The 19,508-nt window shown below is 68.7% G+C and carries 19 protein-coding genes and 3 tRNA genes; 15 read left to right on the top strand and 7 right to left on the bottom strand.

Annotation, left to right across the window (positions count from 1 at the left end):
• The first annotated feature begins 47 nt into the window (after positions 1 to 47).
• Both CAM01S_RS04705 and CAM01S_RS04700 read left to right on the top strand, forming a co-directional pair.
• Entirely contained in the window at positions 48 to 1,073 is a 1,026-nt protein-coding gene (locus tag CAM01S_RS04705) for a LacI family DNA-binding transcriptional regulator (protein ID WP_066517211.1), read from the top strand.
• Between the two features lie 209 nt (positions 1,074 to 1,282).
• A complete protein-coding gene (locus tag CAM01S_RS04700) occupies positions 1,283 to 1,690 on the top strand; it encodes a tautomerase family protein (protein ID WP_066517205.1) in 408 nt (135 codons plus the stop codon).
• Between the two features lie 134 nt (positions 1,691 to 1,824).
• Here the strand turns inward: CAM01S_RS04700 and CAM01S_RS04695 are convergent, their stop codons facing one another.
• The 3 genes from CAM01S_RS04695 to CAM01S_RS04685 form a co-directional block, all read right to left on the bottom strand.
• Complete coding sequence (locus CAM01S_RS04695) at positions 1,825 to 3,006, bottom strand: endo-1,4-beta-xylanase (protein WP_066517202.1); 1,182 nt, start codon at positions 3,004 to 3,006, stop codon at positions 1,825 to 1,827.
• A gap of 186 nt (positions 3,007 to 3,192) precedes the next feature.
• Positions 3,193 to 3,936, bottom strand: a complete 744-nt coding sequence (locus CAM01S_RS04690) for an alpha/beta fold hydrolase (RefSeq protein ID WP_066517201.1) — start codon at positions 3,934 to 3,936, stop codon at positions 3,193 to 3,195.
• 284 nt (positions 3,937 to 4,220) lie between these two features.
• Positions 4,221 to 4,613, bottom strand: a complete 393-nt coding sequence (locus CAM01S_RS04685; protein ID WP_066517200.1) for a DUF302 domain-containing protein — start codon at positions 4,611 to 4,613, stop codon at positions 4,221 to 4,223.
• A gap of 232 nt (positions 4,614 to 4,845) precedes the next feature.
• Here CAM01S_RS04685 and CAM01S_RS04680 point away from each other — a divergent pair, with 232 nt between their 5' ends.
• Positions 4,846 to 5,202, top strand: a complete 357-nt coding sequence (locus CAM01S_RS04680; RefSeq protein ID WP_066517197.1) for an AlbA family DNA-binding domain-containing protein — start codon at positions 4,846 to 4,848, stop codon at positions 5,200 to 5,202.
• A gap of 547 nt (positions 5,203 to 5,749) precedes the next feature.
• Here CAM01S_RS04680 and CAM01S_RS04675 read toward each other — a convergent pair.
• The 3 genes from CAM01S_RS04675 to CAM01S_RS04665 all read right to left on the bottom strand — a co-directional run bounded on the left by CAM01S_RS04675 (position 5,750) and on the right by CAM01S_RS04665 (position 6,107).
• Positions 5,750 to 5,822, bottom strand: a tRNA-Phe gene (locus CAM01S_RS04675).
• Positions 5,823 to 5,887: 65 nt separating this feature from the next.
• Positions 5,888 to 5,961: transfer RNA gene (locus CAM01S_RS04670), tRNA-Asp, on the bottom strand.
• A gap of 73 nt (positions 5,962 to 6,034) precedes the next feature.
• Positions 6,035 to 6,107, bottom strand: a tRNA-Glu gene (locus CAM01S_RS04665).
• A gap of 259 nt (positions 6,108 to 6,366) precedes the next feature.
• On the opposite strand from CAM01S_RS04665, the gene CAM01S_RS04660 reads away from it, so the two are divergent.
• A complete protein-coding gene (locus CAM01S_RS04660; RefSeq protein WP_066517196.1) occupies positions 6,367 to 7,806 on the top strand; it encodes a M23 family metallopeptidase in 1,440 nt (479 codons plus the stop codon).
• Complete coding sequence (locus CAM01S_RS04655) at positions 7,803 to 9,434, top strand: C40 family peptidase (RefSeq protein ID WP_066517195.1); 1,632 nt, start codon at positions 7,803 to 7,805, stop codon at positions 9,432 to 9,434. Before CAM01S_RS04660 ends, CAM01S_RS04655 begins: the two co-directional genes overlap by 4 nt.
• 260 nt (positions 9,435 to 9,694) lie before the next feature.
• Here CAM01S_RS04655 and CAM01S_RS04650 read toward each other — a convergent pair whose 3' ends face one another.
• Positions 9,695 to 10,183 (bottom strand): inorganic diphosphatase, encoded by a 489-nt coding sequence (locus CAM01S_RS04650; RefSeq protein ID WP_066517193.1) that lies wholly within the window; start codon positions 10,181 to 10,183, stop codon positions 9,695 to 9,697.
• Between the two features lie 49 nt (positions 10,184 to 10,232).
• Here CAM01S_RS04650 and tilS point away from each other — a divergent pair, with 49 nt between their 5' ends.
• From tilS to CAM01S_RS04600, 10 genes are all read left to right on the top strand, one after another.
• Positions 10,233 to 11,279: a tRNA lysidine(34) synthetase TilS gene (gene tilS, locus CAM01S_RS04645; protein ID WP_245631537.1), complete on the top strand. Its 1,047-nt coding sequence runs from the start codon at positions 10,233 to 10,235 to the stop codon at positions 11,277 to 11,279.
• Between the two features lie 10 nt (positions 11,280 to 11,289).
• Positions 11,290 to 11,841 carry a hypoxanthine phosphoribosyltransferase gene (gene hpt / locus CAM01S_RS04640; protein WP_066517191.1) on the top strand — a complete coding sequence of 184 codons (552 nt, stop codon included), beginning with the start codon at positions 11,290 to 11,292 and terminating at the stop codon, positions 11,839 to 11,841.
• A gap of 206 nt (positions 11,842 to 12,047) precedes the next feature.
• Entirely contained in the window at positions 12,048 to 14,045 is a 1,998-nt protein-coding gene (gene ftsH / locus CAM01S_RS04635; protein ID WP_066517189.1) for an ATP-dependent zinc metalloprotease FtsH, read from the top strand.
• A 168-nt stretch (positions 14,046 to 14,213) separates the two neighbouring features.
• On the top strand, positions 14,214 to 15,035 hold the full coding sequence (gene folP, locus CAM01S_RS04630) for a dihydropteroate synthase (protein ID WP_066518497.1): 822 nt from the start codon (positions 14,214 to 14,216) through the stop codon (positions 15,033 to 15,035).
• Positions 15,032 to 15,418 (top strand): dihydroneopterin aldolase, encoded by a 387-nt coding sequence (gene folB, locus CAM01S_RS04625; protein WP_066518495.1) that lies wholly within the window; start codon positions 15,032 to 15,034, stop codon positions 15,416 to 15,418. The genes folP and folB overlap by 4 nt, the downstream gene beginning before the upstream one ends.
• Complete coding sequence (gene folK, locus CAM01S_RS04620; protein ID WP_066517187.1) at positions 15,415 to 15,972, top strand: 2-amino-4-hydroxy-6-hydroxymethyldihydropteridine diphosphokinase; 558 nt, start codon at positions 15,415 to 15,417, stop codon at positions 15,970 to 15,972. Before folB ends, folK begins: the two co-directional genes overlap by 4 nt.
• The gene (locus tag CAM01S_RS04615) at positions 15,969 to 16,454 is read left to right on the top strand and encodes a DUF3180 domain-containing protein (protein WP_066517185.1); all 486 of its coding nucleotides are present in this window, start codon (positions 15,969 to 15,971) and stop codon (positions 16,452 to 16,454) included. The genes folK and CAM01S_RS04615 overlap by 4 nt, the downstream gene beginning before the upstream one ends.
• 23 nt (positions 16,455 to 16,477) lie before the next feature.
• A complete protein-coding gene (locus CAM01S_RS04610) occupies positions 16,478 to 16,975 on the top strand; it encodes a PH domain-containing protein (protein ID WP_066517184.1) in 498 nt (165 codons plus the stop codon).
• Between the two features lie 6 nt (positions 16,976 to 16,981).
• Positions 16,982 to 18,778 (top strand): PH domain-containing protein, encoded by a 1,797-nt coding sequence (locus CAM01S_RS04605; protein ID WP_066517183.1) that lies wholly within the window; start codon positions 16,982 to 16,984, stop codon positions 18,776 to 18,778.
• The gene (locus CAM01S_RS04600) at positions 18,775 to 19,473 is read left to right on the top strand and encodes a Rossmann-like and DUF2520 domain-containing protein (RefSeq protein ID WP_066517182.1); all 699 of its coding nucleotides are present in this window, start codon (positions 18,775 to 18,777) and stop codon (positions 19,471 to 19,473) included. The genes CAM01S_RS04605 and CAM01S_RS04600 overlap by 4 nt, the downstream gene beginning before the upstream one ends.
• The last annotated feature ends 35 nt before the right edge of the window (positions 19,474 to 19,508 follow it).

Below are 19,508 nucleotides of genomic sequence, written 5' to 3'. Positions count from 1 at the left end.
TGGTTGATGAGCACTTGCGCAATGTGCTGATCGACTAGGCTGCTTGCATGAACGGAGGGGAGCCTCCCAAAGCGCGTGCGACGCTGGCCGATGTCGCGCGCACTGCAGGTACATCGGTGCCCACGGTGTCCAAGGTCTTGCGCGGCGGCACCGACGTGTCGCCGATGATGCGGACCCGGGTTATGGATGCGGTCCGGCATGTCGGGTACTCACGGAGCGCTCATGCGGGGGCGGAGGAGGACCCGGCTCCGCTCATCGACCTCGTGATGAACCACGTGCATGGAACATGGGCGAACGGTGTGCTGACCGGTGTCGAGCACGTAGCAACCGAAGCAAATCTCGACGTCGTGATCACGATAGTGCGCGAGGGGCGCGACTGGGTCACGCGGTTGCTCCGCCGACCCTCTCGCGGGGCGATCGTCGTGCTCGTCGACCCAACATCGAGTCAACTCGCGACGCTCGAGGGCGCGCGGCGGCGAGTCGTCCTTGTGACGCCGATGAGCGAGCCGCAGTCCGACGTTTCCCGTGTCGGCGTCACCAACTGGGATGGCGGCAGAGCCGCCGCCGAACACCTTCTCGGGCTCGGGCATCGGCGCTTCACGGTGATCGCGGGGGAACGCGGTCACTTGTATAGCCGCGCTCGAGTCGACGGGTTCCGGTCAGCCCTCACGTCTGCCGGTCTGGGTCGGTGCGAGGTCGTTCATGCAGATTGGGATCGGGAGCTCGCCGCTTCGGCGGCGTTTCGGGCGCTCGAAGCATCGTCGCCACCGACCGCGGTATTCGCCTGTTCCGACGTGATGGCGGTCGGCGTATATGACGCGGCGGCCCGCCTGGGGCTCGAGATCCCGGGCGACGTCAGCGTGGTCGGGTTCGACGACGTTCCCGAGGCTCGCTGGGCCGTCCCTGCGATGACGACGATTCGCCAGCCGATTACTGAAATGGGCGCCGTCGCCACCCAGATGCTGTTGACGCCAGCGAACCCCAGCAGCCCGTCGACGCAGGCGGTAGCGCGCGTCGACTTGGCGACCAGTTTGATCGTCCGAGCGTCGACTGGCGCGCCCCGCATGCGCTAGAGCGCTCTTTCGCTAGAGCGCTCTTTCGTTCGGGCTCGGGCGGTTCCTTCGGCTTGCCGCTGCTCGCCCGGTCGGGCCGCGGCGGCAGGTTTGGTCGGTTTGCACGCCGCCGTGACGCCGGTCTGAGCGGGGGACGGGCCTGCCACTTGGGTGCCAACGGCCCCGCGTACCGTCCTCCTCATCTGCCCCGGCCCCGAAGGGATTCCGTCATGCCACTTGTCCGTATCGATCTGATTGCCGGCCGAGAGCCCGACCAGGTTCGGGGTATCGGTGACGCGATCCACGCGGCGCTCGTCTCCACCTACGGAATCCCAGAGCGCGATCATTTCCAGATCATCACCGAGCATGCAGCGTCGAACATCGTCGCCGAGGACGCAGGGTTGGGGTTCGAGCGTTCGGACGGCGTCGTGATGATCCAGATCTTCACCCAGCAGGGCCGCAGCCAAGCGGCGAAGCAGGAGCTCTTCGCAGCGATCAACGCCGGTCTGGAGGCTGTGGACGTGCGTCCCGAAGGCACCTTTGTCAGCTATATCGAGAACAAGCCCGAGGACTGGTCCTTCGGGTTCGAACGGGCGCAGTACGTCACGGGCGAGCTCGCCTTTCCCGACGCGAACTGAGCGGGTCTGTAGCGGGGAGTCGCTCGGAGACGACAACGGATGCGGGGAGGACCGCAGTGCGATCCTCCCCGCAGTGTTTGATTGCGAGCGGCCCGTGTACGTCGGAATTCACAGGCATGACTCACATCAGTCGGTCATGAGCGTCCGGCGCCGACCCCCGTCCGATGCGCGGCGTTCGTCGTGGCAAGTTCGTGCTGAACGACGAAGTACTCGGGCTTCGGGTTGAGGTTGGAGTCGTACAGGAGCGCTGCCCCCTCCTGCGGGCTGGAGAATGTCGAGGGAACCCAGGACTGGTCGTCTGAGACGCCCCACGCCGTGAATGAGATGCATGAGCGGACGGCCAAGCACGTGTCGATGCTCTGCTTCCAGGCCGCGTTCTGCACCGCGACCGCGTTCGGATCCGTTGGCGTGTTCACGCTGCTCGGCTCGGTGAATGTGCGCACATCAGCCTCGGTGATCGCGACCTTCAGACCCGCTGCTGCGAAGCGCTGCATGTCCTGCGTGAAGTCGGTCGGCACGCCGTATTGCGTGTCGAGGTGCGTTTGGAAGCCCACGCCGTCGATCGGCACGCCCTCGGCACGCAACTGCTCGGCCCAGTTAAGGACGGCAGTGCTCTTCGCGTTGACGTCTTCGATCGCGTAGTCGTTGTAGAACAGCAGCGCCTGCGGGTCGGCCTCGTGGGCCCAACGGAATGCATCGGCGAGGATCCCCGCGCCGAGGTGATCGACCCAGAAGTGGCCCGGTGCGGGCGCGCCGTTCCACTCGGGGTCCCACGGGTTCGTGAATGCCTCGTTGACGACATCCCACTGCCAGATCTTGCCCCTGAAATGGGACACCTCGTCTTGAATGTGCTTCTTCAACAGGGCACGAAGCTGGTCGTTCGAGATCGTGCCGTTGTCGACGCCGTCCGTAAGCCAGGTCGGGAGCTGGTTCTGCCACAGCAGTGTGTGACCGCGAACGAGCTCATGGTGTGCCTGCGCGAACGCAACGAGCTTGTCCGCCGGGCCCCAGTTGTACTGGCCTTGGGTTGGCTCGACGACTTGCCACTTCATCTCGTTCTCGGGCGTCACGACCGAGAACTGGTTTGCGATGAGACTGCTGTAGGTGCTGCTCGAGAGCTCTGTCGGGTTCACCGCGGTGCCAACGCGGAGTCCGACGTTCGCGCCGAGGTCACGCAGCGAGTCGGTGTGGGTGCCGACGGGCGCACCGCTGGAGGACCCCCCTGGATCCGCGAATGCGCTGGTCGGGCCCATCAGGAGCGAACATGCGCCCACGACGCCGACGGCGCCGAGGACGAGTGTACGACGGAGGGACATGAAGAACTCCTTTGTGTAGTCATCTCCCCGGCTTCGAAACTTTCGATTAAGAAAACGAAACCGTTGCTTATGAGCAGCCTAAGAACATTCGAAGAGCGCACAAGGGGAAATGCGACGCAGACGCGCTCCTCGGACAGTGCCGCCGAAGTGGCGCGGTATCGACGAGTGCGAGTGAAAGGGGGCGGCTCAGTCGATGACTGACTCAGGGTTTTGCGGCGCGAACACCTCGGGAAGCGCCTCTACGAACTCGTCAAAGTTGCTGTACCAAATGGAGTGCGCGGCTCCTGGAATGCTGCGGACAATCACCCCGCGTGCCCGGAGTTCGGCGGCGGTCGCGTCGTCGACATAGCTGCTTGGATCCGCGCGAACAACGATCGATCCTGGTTCCGGCGGATACGTCGCTCCGGGCCCGGTGGCGGGAGCGGTCGCAGTGGCAGGGTCGAAGCGTTTCGCGGCACGCGCCTCCACCACGCAGTCCTGATCGCTGTAGTGCGGTCGGGATGCGCGCAGGCCCTCGTAGGTCCTCGCACGCCGGTCGCTTTCGTACGCCGCGAGGAGCTCGTCGCGATCCCAGCCGCCTCGACTCGTGAACGGTGCATCGACGTAGATCGCGAGACGCGGACTGAGCACCTTCGCGTGCACGGCCGCCGCGAGGATCAGGCCGCCGTACGAGTGGCCGACTGCGATATCTGGGGTTGTGCCGCACTCCTCGGCGATGGTTTCCGCAATCCATTCGGCGGCGCGCAGGTGCGTCATCGTCCCGTCTCGCGGGGACAGACCGTGTCCGGGAAGGTCAACCGCGAGCACGCGGTAGCCGTTGTCCACAAGGAGCGGCGCGACGCGCCACCAGCTCTCCGCCGAGCCCATCATCCCGTGCAGCAGCACAGCCGTCCGGTGCCCGTGCCCGGTGACGTCGACGTTGAGCTTCACTCGGTCATCGAAGCACATGGTGCCGGGGGTGCGGGTGGGGCATGCCGCCGGTCGCGTCGCCCGGAAGTCCGGGCGGAGGGCGGAGGGCGGAGGGCGGAGCTCGAGCGACGCGCCGTGCGTGTTTTGCGCCGCAGGCATTGTGGCTGACGACACGCCGCAGACGATTGGCGGGGAGGCCGGTTCCTGCATAGAACACGCGCGGGAAATCAGGTTTTTGCCCTGTCGCGATGCGCGGTTGGCATGTCGTACGGCGGCGCGACCCTCGCGCCGCGACCCTCTCGCCACTACGCCGAGGCTGCCTCGACTGCGAGGCTCTCGAGCAGGTGCCCCATCGCATCGAGCGTCGCACTGCTGTCATGCAGCGCGAACCGATCCGCGAGCGCGTGTGGGTCTTCGTAGGCGATCCAGGTGACGCCCTGCTGTCGCCAGATGAGCATTCGGAGCGGCAGGTCGATGCCGGCGTGGGGGTCCGCCTGCATCAAGCGGGTTCCGACAGCCGGATTCCCGAAGATGACGACCACCTCGGGGTCGAGCTCGAGCCCGACCGAGGCGGCTCCAGCGGCGTGGTCGATGACCGCAAAGATCTCGACCTTGCGCCGCACCAGCGCGTCCCGGAGCGCGTCCACAGTGCCCCGCACATCGCGGGTGCTCTCGCGGACCGTTAGTCCATCGCTCACGGTGCGGAATCTTCCTCTGCTGCGGCGGCACCCGCAAGCGACTCGCGAGGCAACTGAAAACCCAGTGTCCCGGGAGTTTCAGCAGTCGCTTCGACCTGCGCCGATCCGGTGAGCTCCGCCCACCTCGGCCAAGCCGATGACTTTTGCCGATGCGCACGGCGGGGCGTCCGTCGTTCCGTAAGCCCCGATCGCTACGCTAGTTGCTCGATTCGGAGGCGACGGGAGGCGTTACATGATCCATTCGCGTGACCAGCTCCTTCACCTCATCCCGCAGCTCACATCGTTGCCGGCAGAGGTTGAATGGGTCGAGTTCAAGCTGAATAACACCGACCCAGCGATGATCGCTGAGCGCATCTCCGCACTGTCGAACTCGGCAAAGATCAACGGGCAGGACTTCGGCTACCTAATTTGGGGTGTCGAGGATGGTACGCACAAGATCGTCGGAACCAAGTTCGTCCCGGAGCGTGCGAAGAAGGGCAACGAAGCGCTCGGGGCATGGCTTGCACACTCGATCCACCCACGACGAACAGCTCGATCCGCCAGCGGTTCGGCATCGAGGAGAAGAACAAGTCCGTCGCATCTCGGCTGATCAAAGAGGTGCTGGACCGCGGCCTCGTAGTGGCCTACGACAAGAACGCCGGTCCACGCAATCGTCGCTACATCCCGTTCTGGGCCGCAGGCCTCGCGGAGCCAGACCGATGATTGTTGACGGTTCGTTGATCGCGGAACCGCTACGAACGAGTCAAGCGTGTCGAAGCCGCATGTTCTCAAGGGTTTCCGGAACCCGCGATTGTTGATGGGTTGTTGATGGAGTCTCTCGGCGACTCCTGCCCGTCCCCGCTGGACCGGTCTTCGATCACGTCATGCGTAGAAGCGCCGGCGGCCGAAGGCAGTGACTCAGTTGCCAAGCTCTGTCACGAAGCCGACGAGCCTGAAGCAACCGACGCTCGTCGTTGGCCAGGCGCCCGCTGAGTTCCTAACTTGCCGGAGAAGATCAGAAGTCCGTGGCTGCTTCTGTGGTCGAGAAGGATCACAGAGTCGGGAGCAGTTGCGTCCGAACTCAGATTCCGATCTGGCTACTAGATCGGTCCTTCCCACTACCGAGGGAGACCTGGATGGAATGCGACCTTTTCGGGTGGCTCCGACCGGCGTCGATCCGGTGACCTTTCGATTTTCAGTCGAACGCTCTACCAACTGAGCTACAGAGCCTGACGGGTGCCGAAGCGCCCTTCCTGGACGAAAGCCCTTCCGAGCGGAAGGGCTTGTCGCCGGAGCGACCCTGACGGGACTTGAACCCGCGACCTCCGCCGTGACAGGGCGGCACGCTAACCAACTGCGCTACAGGGCCATGTTCTGTTGTCCGGATCGAGCCTGGGCCGATCCGGTAGTTGTTGTGAAGCACATGGCTCCCAGCGAGACAGTGACCCCAACGGGATTCGAACCCGTGCTGCCGCCGTGAAAGGGCGGTGTCCTAGGCCACTAAACGATGGGGCCGTCAAGCTGAGCTCCACAGCTACCGAGGGAAGAGCATACGGGAGACTCGCCGCGTTCCACAAACCGAGCCGTCCAGGAGGCGCGGGTCGGCGTGTCGGGGGAGCACCGACCCAGCCGAATTCTCGCTGCAACCCCGGCGCGCCTCCGCACGGAGGTCCCCGTTCGGGGGTAGCCGACGGCTCGCCCTGTTGTTACTGTTGCGTCTGTTACCAGTGTTATTCCCCGGCCTGTAGCCGCACTGCGCACGAATCCGAGACCAATGAACGCACCCGCTCGCGCTCCGCAGCAGTCTGCCCTCCCGCAGCCTGCTGCCCGCCGCGCGCGCCCGCGCCTGGCTCTCGCGCTCGCGATCGCGCTCCTCGCCGGCACTGGAGCAGGAACAGCCGCAGCCATCGCCGGTCCCGCGGCGCCGGCGAACGCAACGACGTACCCGAGCTGGGCGGACGTGCAAGCGGCGAAGGCATCGCAGGCTGCACAAGCGGCGAAGGTGAGCGAGATCCAGGGACTGATCTCAAGCCTCCAGAGCAATGTGCAGTCAACCCAGGCGGCGGAGCAGGCGGCGGGCCAGGCGTACCAGAACGCGCAGACGCAGTACGACGAGCAGGCGCTCCGCGAGCGCACCTTGCAGGCGCAGGCCGACGACGCTGCAGCCTCGGCGAAGCGGGCAGAGGAGCGAGCCGGGCAGTTGGCGGCGGAGTTGAGCCGCGCCTCCGGAACCAATGTCACTGCGCAGCTGCTGGCGCACCCGTCGAGCTCGAACGACATGCTCTATCAGCTCGGCGCGATCTCGAAGCTCACGGAGCAGTCGAACGGCGTGTACGAGCAGGCCGTCGAACAGCGGAACGCCGCGCAGTCGCTCTCCGATCAGGCCGCCGTCGCGGAACGCCAGCTCGGCACCCTGAAGGACGCTGCACAGCAGAAGATGCAGGCTGCCACGAGTGCCGCCTCGTCAGCGCAGACGGCACTGTCCGCACAGAACGACAACGAGCAGCGCCTCCAGGCACAGCTCACGTTGCTCACGACGAACGCCACCGACGTGCAGGCGAACTACGAGAAGGGCGTCGAGGTCGCCCGCGCCGAAGCCGCCGCCCGTGCCGCCGCGATCGCGAAGGCCGCCGCGGAGGCCCGAGCCGCCGCCGCAGCACGCGCCGCGCAGCAGCAGGCCGCCGCGCAGCAGGCAGCCGCAGCCGCCCGGGCCGCAGCCGCTGCCGCAGCGGCCCAGAGTCACACCGCATCATCGAAGCCGCAAAGCAGCGGCAGCACCCCTGCGCCCCCGGTCGTGAGCCAGTCGTCCGGATGGGTGCGACCCGCCGGCGGCGTGCAGTCGAGCCCATACGGGTACCGCATCGACCCGTACACGCACCAGTACGCGCTGCACGCCGGCGTTGACCTCGCCCCGGGCTGCGGAGCGCCGATCGTCGCCGCGGCGAGCGGAACGGTCACGTTCGCGGCGAACGGCGGCGGCTACGGCAACGAGGTCATCATCGATCACGGTGCCGGCATCTCGACCGCGTACGGGCACATCGTCAACGGCGGATTCCTTGTCTCCGCGGGGCAGCATGTCGTCGCCGGACAGCAGATCGCGCTCGTCGGATCGACCGGTTGGTCGACCGGGTGCCACCTCCACTTCGAGACCCGGGTGAACGGCGCCGCCGTCGATCCCGTCCCATTCATGGCTGCGCGAGGAGTGTCGGTATGACCCGGAAACCGGTCGGGAGGCTCGGCCTCCGCCCACACCGTCGTCCCGTCATCGTCGGGGTCACCGCCGTCGTCGCCGTGTCCGTCGGGCTCGGCGGGATCGTCGTCACCCCCGCGGTGGCCGCGCCCGGCAGTGGCGCGACCACGATCCCGGGCGCCGCCGCGACGACGGCGCCGTCCTGGGCCGATGTGCAGGCAGCGAAGGCATCGCAGGCCGCGACCCAATCGCAGGTGGATGCGCTGACGAAGGACCTGGTCAGCCTCCAGGACGCCGCGAATACGGCATCGCTCGCGGAGCAGCAGGCGGGCCAGTCGTACTCCCTGGCGGCATCGAAGGAGCAGCAGGCGCAGCAGCAGGTCGATGACCTCACGAAGCAGTCGAACGCTGCCAAGCAGAAGGCGAAGGAGTCCGCCGGTCAGGTCGCGGCGCTCGTCGTCGAGCTCTCGCGGACCGGTGGCGGCGATCTCACTGTGTCGATGCTCACCGATGCGAAAGGGTCCGCGGACCTGCTGTACCGCGTCGGAACGATGGCGCACCTGTCGCAGCGGTCGGCGACCATCCTCGCCACCGCGGAGGCCGATCAGCGTCAGGTCGACGCCCTGCAGCAGCAGGCGACGCTCGCCGACCACGCGTTGGCAGACGCCCGCGAGCAATCGAAGGTGACGCTCGCCGCCGCGAATCAGGCAGCGTCCGCCGCATCGGCCCAGGTCACGGCAGCACAGACCCAGCAGGGCACGCTGTTCGCGCAACTCGCCTACCTGCAGAACAGCACTGCGCAGGCTGAGGCCGCATACTTCGCCGACCAGCAGGCCAAGGCAGCGCAAGCCGCGCTCGCCGCAGCCGCCGTCAAGTCGAAGACGTCCGGCGGCGCAGCGTCCGGCGGGTCGTCGGGCACGGGCTCGGCGCAGCAGACCACGACGCTCGCCGGCGGCGGCAGCGGTGGCGGCTCGACCGCGGGCACCACCGGCTCGACGGCAGGTAGCGCCGGCGGCGGCTCGGCTTCCACCGGGTCGGGGACGAGCAGCTCGATCGCGAGCAATGCCGGGTCGTCGAGCGCGAACACCTCGAGCGGCAGCACGCAGACGACGGGCGCAGCCGCAGCGCAGCCCGCGCCCCCCGCGCAGCCCGCCCCGACGCGCTCCACCGCGCCCGTGCAGACGCAGCCGACGCAGCCAGCACCGGTGCAGACACCGCCGCCCGTGCAGTCCGCCCCGGTCGGCTCCGGTTCGTCGAGCTCCGCTGCGGCGGGTGCGATCGCGTACGCCCGCAGCAAGATCGGCGACCCGTATGTCTTCGGCGCTGCCGGCCCGAACGCGTTCGACTGCTCCGGACTCGTCATGGCTGCGTACGGCAGTCAGGGAATCGCGGTCGGCGGCCACAACGTGGTGTGGCAGTACGACCACTTCGCGGCGATCGGTCGACTCGTGCCGCTCGCCGACGCGCGCCCCGGGGACATCCTGTTCTACTCCACCGACGGGACTGTCTCGAACGAGTACCACGACGCGATCTACACCGGCAGCGGCCGAATGGTCGAGGCGCCGAACCCGAGCGCCCCGGTGCGCGAGGTCGCGATCTGGTGGCCGAACGAACTCATGCCATACGTGGCGCGGCCCTCCGGGTCGCTCTGAGCTCCGGACCGAACGCGACTTCGGGTGTCGCTTCGGTCCGTCCGAGAAAACGGCGCCCGCCTCCACATACGGAAGCGGGCGCCGTTTCTCGTGCCTGCAGTGCAGCCGGTGCAGCCAGCCGGTGCAGCCGGTGCAGCCAGCCGGTGCAGCCGGTACGGCCGGTACTGCCAGGGCAAGCAAGGGCAGCCAGAGCAAGCAAGGGCAGCCGGTGCACCCGGTCAGCGGCCCAGTGTCAGCGCAGCCGGGCCGCCTGCAGTCGGTCAGTGCGACGGCGTGTAGGCCGCCTGGCCTGCCTGGATGATCTCTTCGGCCTCGGCAGCGTCGCCCCACCCTTCGGCCTTGACGAACTTGCCCGGCTCGAGGTCCTTGTACCGCTCGAAGAAGTGCGCGATCTCGTCCTGCTGCGCCTGGGGCACGTCGGCGATGTCCTGGATGTGCTGCCAGCGCGGGTCCTTCGCGGGCACGCAGATGATCTTCGCGTCGTTGCCGGCCTCGTCGCTCATCTTGAACACGCCGACCGGACGCACCTTGACGCCCACGCCCGGGAACAGCGGGTATTCGAGCAGGACGAGCGCGTCCACCGGGTCACCGTCATCGGCGAGGGTGTTCTCGAAGAAGCCGTAGTCGGTCGGGTACACGAACGACGTGAACAGCACGCGGTCGAGGAACACGCGACCGGTCTCGTGGTCGACCTCGTACTTGTTGCGGCTGCCCTTGGGGATCTCGATGACGACGTCGTACGCGGCCATATGCACTCCTGATGTGTCGATGATTGAACGCCTCGATAACGTTACTGGCGTGGAGACTCCGAGGCCACGACTCGACCCCGCCGTCGCCGCCGTGCGGCTCGCGGTCCGTTCCGCGCTGGCCGATGCGCTCGCTGACGGCCTCCTGCAGCATGGCGACGCCGTCCTCGTTGCGCTGAGCGGTGGCCCCGACTCCCTCGCGCTCGCGGCCGCGGCTGCCTTCGAAGCGCCGAAGCAAGGGCTTCACGCGGGCGCAGTGATCGTGGACCACGGGATCCAGGTGGGCTCCGCGGCGGTGGCGAGTCGCGCCTCCAGACAGGCGGCCGAGCTCGGGCTGGCCCCGGTGCTGGTGCGGCGCGTGCAGGTCGGTCAGGAAGGCGGGCCTGAAGCCGCAGCACGTGATGCCCGGTACCGGGCGCTGGCCGATGCCGCGACGGCGACGGGGTCCGCGGCGATCCTCCTCGGTCACACGCTCGACGATCAGGCGGAGACGGTTCTGCTCGGGCTCGCGCGGGGCAGCGGGCCGGACAGCCTCTCGGGTATGGCGTCGGTGCACCGGGCGGGAGGCACGACCTACCTCCGTCCGCTGCTGGCCGTCCGGCGCGCCGCGACTCGGGCGGCGTGCGTGGCGTCCGGGCTCGCACCGTGGGAGGACCCGCAGAACGACGACGCCGCCTTCACCCGTGTTCGAGTGCGGAACCGGGTGCTCCCGGTGCTCGAGCGGGAGCTCGGGCCGGGCGTGGCGGACGCGCTGGCACGAACGGCTGAGCAACTGCGTGAGGACGCGTCGGCGCTCGACCGATTCGCGGAGGAACAGGCGGAGGATCTCGCCGAGCATGCGGACGCCGGTATCGCGCTGTCGGTGTCGGGGCTGGCCGCGAATCCGGCCGCGCTCCGGCAGCGGCTGGTCCGGCTCGCCGTCGAGAGCGAGTTCGGGATCGTGCTCTCGCGCGTGCAGACACTCGAGGTCTGCCGGCTCGTCACCGACTGGTCGGGGCAGGGGCCGATCCACCTCCCGGGTGTGATGGTTTCGAGACGGGGGGAGCGCCTCCTGTTCGCCAGTACTGTGGACGGAACCGCAGCCACCCCTGAGGCGTGAAGGACGGAACGTGGAACTCGCCGATGTCCAGGATGACCTGACCGAGGTCTTGCTCACCGCCGACCAGATCGACGCGAAGATCGCCGAGCTTGCCCGCGCGGTCGAGGCCGACTATGCCGACCGCGATCCGCTGCTCGTCGGCGTACTGAAGGGCGCGGTCATGGTCATGGCGGACTTCGCCCGCGAACTGAAGATGTCGGCCGCGATGGACTGGATGGCGGTGTCGTCCTACGGCTCCGGCACCAAGTCGTCGGGTGTGGTCCGGATACTGAAGGACCTGGACACCGATCTCCACGGACGCGATGTGTTGATCGTCGAGGACATCATCGACTCCGGGCTCACGCTGTCCTGGCTGCGGGAGAACCTGCTGTCGCGCGGCGCGGCGAGTGTCGAGATCGTCGCGCTGCTCCGCAAGCCGGAGGCGGCGAAGGTCCACGTCGACGTCCGGTACGTCGGGTTCGATATCCCGAACGCCTTCGTCGTGGGGTACGGGCTGGACTACGCCGAGCGGTACCGCAATCTGCGCGGCGTCGGCGTGCTCGCACCGCACGTGTACTCCTGAGCGGCCCCGCCGACCGCCGGCGACCGCTCCACCCCCCCCCCGCGGCGCTTCGCCCGAGCCGCTGCGTCGCGGCGCTTCGCCCGAGCAGGAGGAATTCATGGAGTTCGCCCGCAGAGGACATCCACCCGAGCCACAGAGTCGCGGCCGTATGCTGATCGACACGCATCGTCGGCAGAGAAAGGTGTCGGGCTCCTCGCCCGGATCACATGGATTTCAAGCGCATCCTCCGCGGGCCGTATTTGTACGTCATCATCGCGATCATCGGCATCTGGATCGGCTGGAGCGTCATCAGCGCCTCGGGGACCACGCAGGTCACCACCCAGAAGGGTCTTGAGCAGCTTTCGACGGGCAAGGTCGCATCGGCCACGGTGAACTCCACCGAGCAGCGCGTCGACCTCGTGCTGAAGAACGGCGGCCAGACCGAGCAGTTCTACTACGCGACCCCGCGCGGCCCGGACGTCGTGTCGGCGATTGACAAGGCGAACCTCCCCAAGGGCTACAACGACACCGTCACGACGACCAACTGGTTCGTGTCGCTGCTCGTCACCCTGCTTCCGTTCCTCGTGATCGGCATCATCTTCTGGTTCATCCTGTCGAGCGCCCAGGGCGGCGGCTCGCGGGTCATGCAGTTCGGCAAGTCCCGCGCGAAGATGAACAACAAGGAGAACCCGCAGGTCACCTTCGCCGACGTCGCCGGTGCGGACGAGGCCATCGAGGAGCTGCAGGAGATCAAGGAGTTCCTCAAGGAGCCCGCGAAGTTCCAGGCCGTCGGCGCTCGTATCCCGAAGGGCGTGCTCCTGTACGGTCCTCCCGGAACCGGAAAGACCCTGCTGGCGCGTGCCGTCGCGGGGGAGGCCGGGGTCCCCTTCTTCTCCATCTCCGGCTCGGATTTCGTCGAGATGTTCGTGGGCGTCGGCGCAAGCCGCGTGCGCGACCTGTTCGATCAGGCCAAGCAGAACGCCCCAGCGATCATCTTCGTCGACGAGATCGACGCCGTGGGTCGGCACCGTGGCGCCGGTATCGGCGGCGGTAACGACGAGCGTGAGCAGACCCTGAACCAGCTGCTCGTCGAGATGGACGGCTTCGACGTCAAGACGAACGTCATCCTCATCGCCGCGACGAACCGCCCGGACGTCCTCGATCCCGCGCTGCTGCGCCCGGGCCGATTCGACCGGCAGATCGGCGTCGACGCGCCGTCGCTCGATGGCCGCAGGCAGATCCTCGCGGTCCATGCGAAGGGCAAGCCGCTCGCCGCGAGCGTCGACCTCGACCTCCTCGCCCGGAAGACCCCCGGGTTCACCGGCGCTGACCTGGCGAACGTCCTCAATGAGGCCGCGCTGCTCACCGCACGGTCGAACGCACAGCTCATCGACAACCGCGCGCTCGACGAGGCCGTGGACCGCGTGATGGCCGGTCCGCAGCGCCGGACGCGGATCATGTCGGACCAGGAAAAGCTGATCACCGCGTACCACGAGGGCGGTCACGCACTGGCCGCAGCGGCGATGCGTCACACCGATCCGGTCACCAAGATCACGATCCTCCCGCGCGGTCGCGCCCTCGGTTACACCATGGTGCTGCCGCTGGAGGACAAGTACTCGGTCACGCGCAACGAGCTGCTCGACCAGCTCACCTACGCCATGGGCGGTCGCGTCGCCGAAGAGATCGTCTTCCACGATCCGACGACCGGCGCCTCGAACGACATCGAGAAGGCCACCGGGACCGCCCGCAAGATGGTCACCGAGTACGGCATGAGCCGTGCGGTCGGCTCCGTCAAGCTCGGACAGGGATCGGGTGAGCCGTTCTACGGCCGCGACATGGGCGCACAGCGCGACTACTCGGAGAACATCGCCGAGACCGTCGACGCGGAAGTCCGCGTGCTGCTCGAACAGGCGCACGACGAGGCCTACCAGGTGCTCAACGACAACCGGGACATCCTCGACCACCTCGCCGGCGCCCTCCTCGAGAAGGAGACGCTCGACGCGCCGGAGCTCGTGGAGATCTTCAAGAACGTTCGGAAGCTGCCGGAGCGCCCGCAGTGGCTCTCCAGCGACAAGCGCCCGGTGTCGAACATTCCGGCCATCGCGTTCCCGACGAAAGCGCCCGTCAACGAGGGTGCAGTGGACGGCGGTATCGACTCAGAGCCGCCGGCGAAGCCCCGGCGCCAACGCGCGCCCCGCGGCAACCCTGGCATCGCACCCGCGTAGGCCGTCGGCATGACCGACTCGCCCGTCACGCGACGCGCGCGCCGACTCGCTGAGCAGAGCCGTGCGCGCGCGGCCGCGTCTGTGCCTGCAACCGTCGCGATCGATATCCGGGCATTCCGTGACGGCGGGGAGCGTGTCTCCCGGCCGGTCGGCGCAGCAGTCGCACCGATGACCGCGACGGCGGGCCGTCCGCACGTCATCGGCATTCTCAACGTGACGCCGGACTCGTTCTCCGATGGTGGCGAGCATCTGGACCGTGATCGAGCGGTCGAGCACGCGCGGTCACTCATCGCGGCCGGTGCCGACATGGTGGACGTGGGCGGCGAGTCCACGCGTCCTGGCGCGCATCGCGTGCCGCTTGCGGAAGAGCAGCGACGGGTGCTGCCGGTGATCCGCGACCTCGTTGCCGACCGCATCGCGGTGAGTGTCGACACGATGAACGCGGCCACTGCGGAGCGCGCTGTCGAAGCGGGCGCTGTTCTCGTGAACGACGTCTCGGGCGGTCTTGCCGACGCCGACATGGCGCGCGTCGTGATGAGCACCGGCGCGATGTTCGTCGTCATGCACTGGCGCGGCCACTCCGACCGCATGAACCGCAACGCCGTCTACACGAACCCCGTGGAGGAAGTCCGGCGTGAGGTCGAGCGCCGGGTCGCCGAGCTCATCGTCCTCGGCGTCCGAGAGGACCGCGTGATCATCGATCCCGGGCTCGGCTTCGCGAAGGACGCAGCACAGAACTGGGAGATCCTCGCCGGGTACGAACGGTTCGCGTCACTCGGGCTCCCGGTCCTCGTCGCCGCCTCCCGCAAACGATTCCTCGCGGGCGTCGGAAGCCCCGCGGATGCCCCGGCCACGGAGCGCGACGCTGCCAGCGCAGCCATCAGCCTCCTGGCCGCCGAACGCGGAGCGTGGGGTGTGCGCGTGCACGATCCCGCTCCGACCCGCGTCGTCCTCGACGTGTGGGACGCCTGGAGGGCCGCTCGCCGATGACCGATCAGATCCGACTCACCGGGCTCCGCGCGCGGGGCAACCACGGCGTCTTCGACCATGAGCGTCGTGACGGGCAGGAGTTCGTCGTCGACGTGACGGTCGAGATCGACGCCACCACCGCCTCCGGCACCGACGACCTCGACAACACCGTGCACTACGGGGTGCTCGCCGAGCAGGTCGTCGACGCGATCCACCGCGATCCGGTGGACCTCATCGAGACGCTTGCCGAACGGATCGCCGCGATCGTCCTGTCGCATCGCGCGGCGTCCGCGACCGAGGTCACGGTGCACAAGCCGCAGGCGCCCATCACCGTGCCGTTCGACGACGTCTCGATCACGATCCGCCGCACCCGTCAGCAGGCCACCCCGGAGCACGACGCGTGAGCCGCGCGGTGATCGCGCTCGGGGCGAACCTCGGCGCGACCGGTCAGACGCTGCGCGACGCCGCGGCGGAGATCGCCGCGCTTCCCGGGGTGCGGGTGGTCGCCGCGAGTCATGAGGTCGAGTCCGTCGCACTCACCCTCGACGGGCGCGACGAGCACAAGCCGCGCTACCGCAATGGGATCGTGATCGTCGAAACCGCGCTCGAGCCCCGGCCGCTTCTGGAGCTGCTGCACCGGATCGAGAACGCGCACGGCCGGGTCCGCGTGGAACGGTGGGGAGACCGCACGCTCGACCTCGACATCGTCGCCGTGGATGACCGGATCGACTCGGACCCGGTCGTGACCCTGCCGCATCCGCGCGCCGCGGAACGTGACTTCGTGCTCGCACCCTGGCTCGATGCCGACCCGGAGGCGTTCCTTCCGGGCGTCGGGCCGGTCGCCGAGGTCCTCGCCGCGGTCGGCGATCAGACCGTACGGGTTCCGGGACTGCGGCTCGTCGAACCCGAGGCCGGCGTCGTGCCGGCGACGACCCCGAGCGCGGAGGGACGCGCATGAGGCCGACCCGAGCCTCCACCATCATCAGCGTCGCGATCGTCGCCGCCGTCGCGGGCTTCGCGCTCGACGCGACCCTGGCCTCCCGGCAGATGCCGGTGCTCGTGCTGTCGACGGCGCTCGGACTGACGCTCACGTTCATCGGCATCGCACTCGTCTTCATGGCGATGCCGGTCCGGCGCCATGTCAAAGGCACGGCGGCACGGCGCGTCGACCCGCTCTACGCGGCGCGCGTGCTCTACCTGACAAAGGCGTCGAGCATTACGGGTGCGCTGCTCGGCGCGTTCGCGCTCGGCGGGCTCGCCTATCTCCTGACCCGCTCGGTGCTCCCGGGGTTAGGCTCATCCCTGCCCAACGCCGTCGCGGTCGGCGGAGGGATCGTGCTCACCGTCTGCGCGCTCGTCGCGGAGCGGATGTGCATCGTCCCGCCCCGCGACGACGACAACGACGACGACCGCGGCGGCTCCGGCACCGCCGTCCGCTGACCGCCGGAACACAGGAGCTCGCGATGGACCGCCTCGATGTTCCCGGGATCCCGTGGCGCCGTGTGTCGCCGAAGCTCACCTGGGTGGAGCTCGTCACGGAGATCGTGTTCGGCGGTCTGCTCACCGCCGCATGTCTGCTCCTCGGCCTCGTCGCGCTCGCGGGCACGACGAGCGGTGCGGTCTGGACCGTGATCGGCGCGATCGTCGGGGTGATCACGCTCCTCGTCGCCGTGTTCACCCCGCGGCGCATCCGCGCGATCGGGTTCGCCCTTCGCGACGACGACCTCGTCGTGCGCCGCGGCCTGCTGTTCCAGCGGTTCGTCGCCGTGCCGTACGGCCGCCTGCAGCTCGTCGACGTCGCCCGGACGCCGCTGAACCGCGTGCTCGGGCTGAGCGAGCTCCGATTCGTCACCGCCGCGGCCGCGTCGAACGTGCGGCTGCCGGGGCTGCCCGCCGCGGTTGCCGACGACCTCCGGGATCGCCTCGTCGAGCTCGCGGAATCCCGCCGCGTCGGACTGTAGGCCACCGTGTCGTTCCGCACTCCGCCGCCGCGCATGGCGTTCCCGCCGCCGTATCCGCAGCAGCCAGGCGCCGCCGCGCCGCTCACCGACGGACAGTGGCATCGCCTCCATCCCGCGACGCCGCTGCTGCGCGGGGGCCTGGCGTTCGTCGTCCTCGTCGGCATCGTGATCAACAACGGGCGCGACTGGCTCATCAACGCGTTCCTGCCGGGACCGCACGCGCATGACCCCGGCGACCCGGTCAGCTACGTCGTCGAACATCACGCGGTCGGCTGGATCCTGCTCGGCATCCTGCTGCTGGTGATGGTCCTCGTCGGCCTGTTCTGGTTGTCGTGGCGAGCGCATGAATTCCGTGTCACGGGGGAGGTCGTCGAGGTTCGGTCCGGCGTGCTGTTCCGGAACCACCGCAAGGCGCGCCTCGACCGGATCCAGGGGATCAACATCGTCCGGCCGATCTTCCCGCGGCTGTTCCGGACAGCCCGGTTGGAGATCAGCCAGGCCGGCAATGGGGCGACGGTGCGGCTCGAATACCTCGGATCCGCCGCAGCGGACGATTTGCGCGCGCGCTTGCTGGCCCTTGCGAGCGGCGCGCGAGCGGACATGCCGGGCGGTGGACGCGCCTCCGCAGGGTTCGTGCAGGACCGTGTCAACGACTTCACGCTGCCGGAGCTCGATCCCGCTGCCGTGCGCGCGACCCGGGTCGTGCGCGTGCACCAGGGTCGGCTGATCGGGTCACTCGTCCTGTCGACCACGACGATCGTCCTGCTGGTGCTCGTGGCCCTGATCGTGTTCAGCGTCGTCGCGACCGGACGCTATTTCCTCGTCGCCACGCTGCTGCCGACCGTGATCGGCTTCGGCGGGTACTCGGTGCGGAAGTTCACGAAGTTCCTGCAGTACACGATCGCGGAGACGCCGGACGGGATCCGAATCGGCTACGGGCTCATCTCGACGATGAACGAGACGCTGCCGCCGGGCCGGATCCATGCGGTGAGCGTCACCCAGCCGATCCTGTGGCGGCCGTTCGGCTGGTGGGATGTCCGCATCAACCGCGCCGCGCACACGCGCGAGGGTCGGCAGAATCAGCAGGTGTCGTCGCTCGTGCTGCCGGTCGGCAGTGCGGCGGACGTGCGCGCGGTGCTCGAGATCATCCTGCCCGAGCTCGTCGGCGCCACCGTCGCCGGCCCGGGCGCGAGCTTCGATGCGATGCGCGCCGGATCGGCGGAGGCGGTGTCCGTGATCGATGCGAGCCTTGCGACGACGGGTGATGTCGGCGGCTTCACACGGTCCCCGGGCCGGGGCGCCTGGCTGCGCCCGCTCTCGTGGCGGCGCAACGGCTACCGGCAGGTTCCCGGCGCGGTCGTGCTCCGGCTCGGCGCGATCTGGCGTTCGCTGGTCCTCGTGCCGCTGCCGCGGGTGCAAAGCCTCCACGTTGCGCAGGGCCCGGTGCATCGGCTACTCCGCCTTGCCGAGGTCCACGTGCACACGGTGCACGGGCCGGTCGACGCGCGCATCGGCGCCCTCGATGCAGCCGACGCGATGCGGCTCTGGACCGATACAGAGGCCCTCGCCATCGAAGCGGCCGCTGCCGATCGGACGCAGCGGTGGCGCGAGCACGAGGCCGATCCCGAGCAGCGAGCGGTGGCCGACAGGTGGCCCGCAGCACCCGAGCGTCGTCCGGTGGCCGACGATTGGTCGAACGTGCCGGAACCGCGTGCCCCGGGCGCGCCACCGCGGGCCACCGCAGGGCCATTGACAACCGCGCTCGTCCCACCACAGCCCGACCGGTCCGGAGGCGCGTCATGAGCCCGCGCGCCGGTCGCCTCGGTGTCGGCGTGATCGGTGCTGGGCGCGTGGGTCCGGTGCTCGGCGCAGCACTGGCGAACGCCGAGCATGCGCTCGTGGGGGTCACAGCGGTGTCGCAAGACGGGCGTGACCGCGTCGAAGCGCTCCTGCCGGGCGTGCCGATCCTGCCCACGCCCGAACTTGTCGAGCGCAGCGAGCTCGTGATCCTCGCGGTTCCCGACGATCAGCTGCCCGAGCTCGTCCGCGGTCTCGCTGAGGCCGGCATCTGGCAGGCCGGCCAGCTCGTCGTGCACACGAGCCCCGACCACGGCGTGGACGTGCTGCTCCCCGCGCGGACCGCCGGCGCCATTCCGCTGGCGATCCATCCGGCGATGGCGTTCACCGGCACGAGCGTCGACCTGGTTCGACTGCGCGACGCGTACTGCGCAGTGACGGCTCCGGCGCCCGTGCTCCCGATCGCGCAGGCGCTCGTGGTCGAGATGGGTGCGGAGCCGATCATCATCGACGAGACGGACCGCCCGGCCTACGCCGACGCGGTGCGAGCCGCGGTGAGCTTCTCGACGGCGATCGTCGACCAGGCCGCAGGGACGCTCGCCGACATCGGCGTCGAGCACCCCGGTCAGGTCCTCGGCACGCTCGTCCGCTCGGCCGTGGACAACGCGCTCGCCGATGCGGACGGCCAGCAGCGCTTGTAGTACGCGCGGGAGGCCCGCAGCCGCCCGATAGCATC

Origin of the sequence: Curtobacterium ammoniigenes NBRC 101786, assembly GCF_001571045.1 — a bacterium.
In the GTDB taxonomy this organism is placed as follows: domain Bacteria; phylum Actinomycetota; class Actinomycetes; order Actinomycetales; family Microbacteriaceae; genus Curtobacterium; species Curtobacterium ammoniigenes.
Note: the sequence above shows the minus strand (reverse complement) of the source record. Positions and strands in the feature narration are given on the sequence as shown.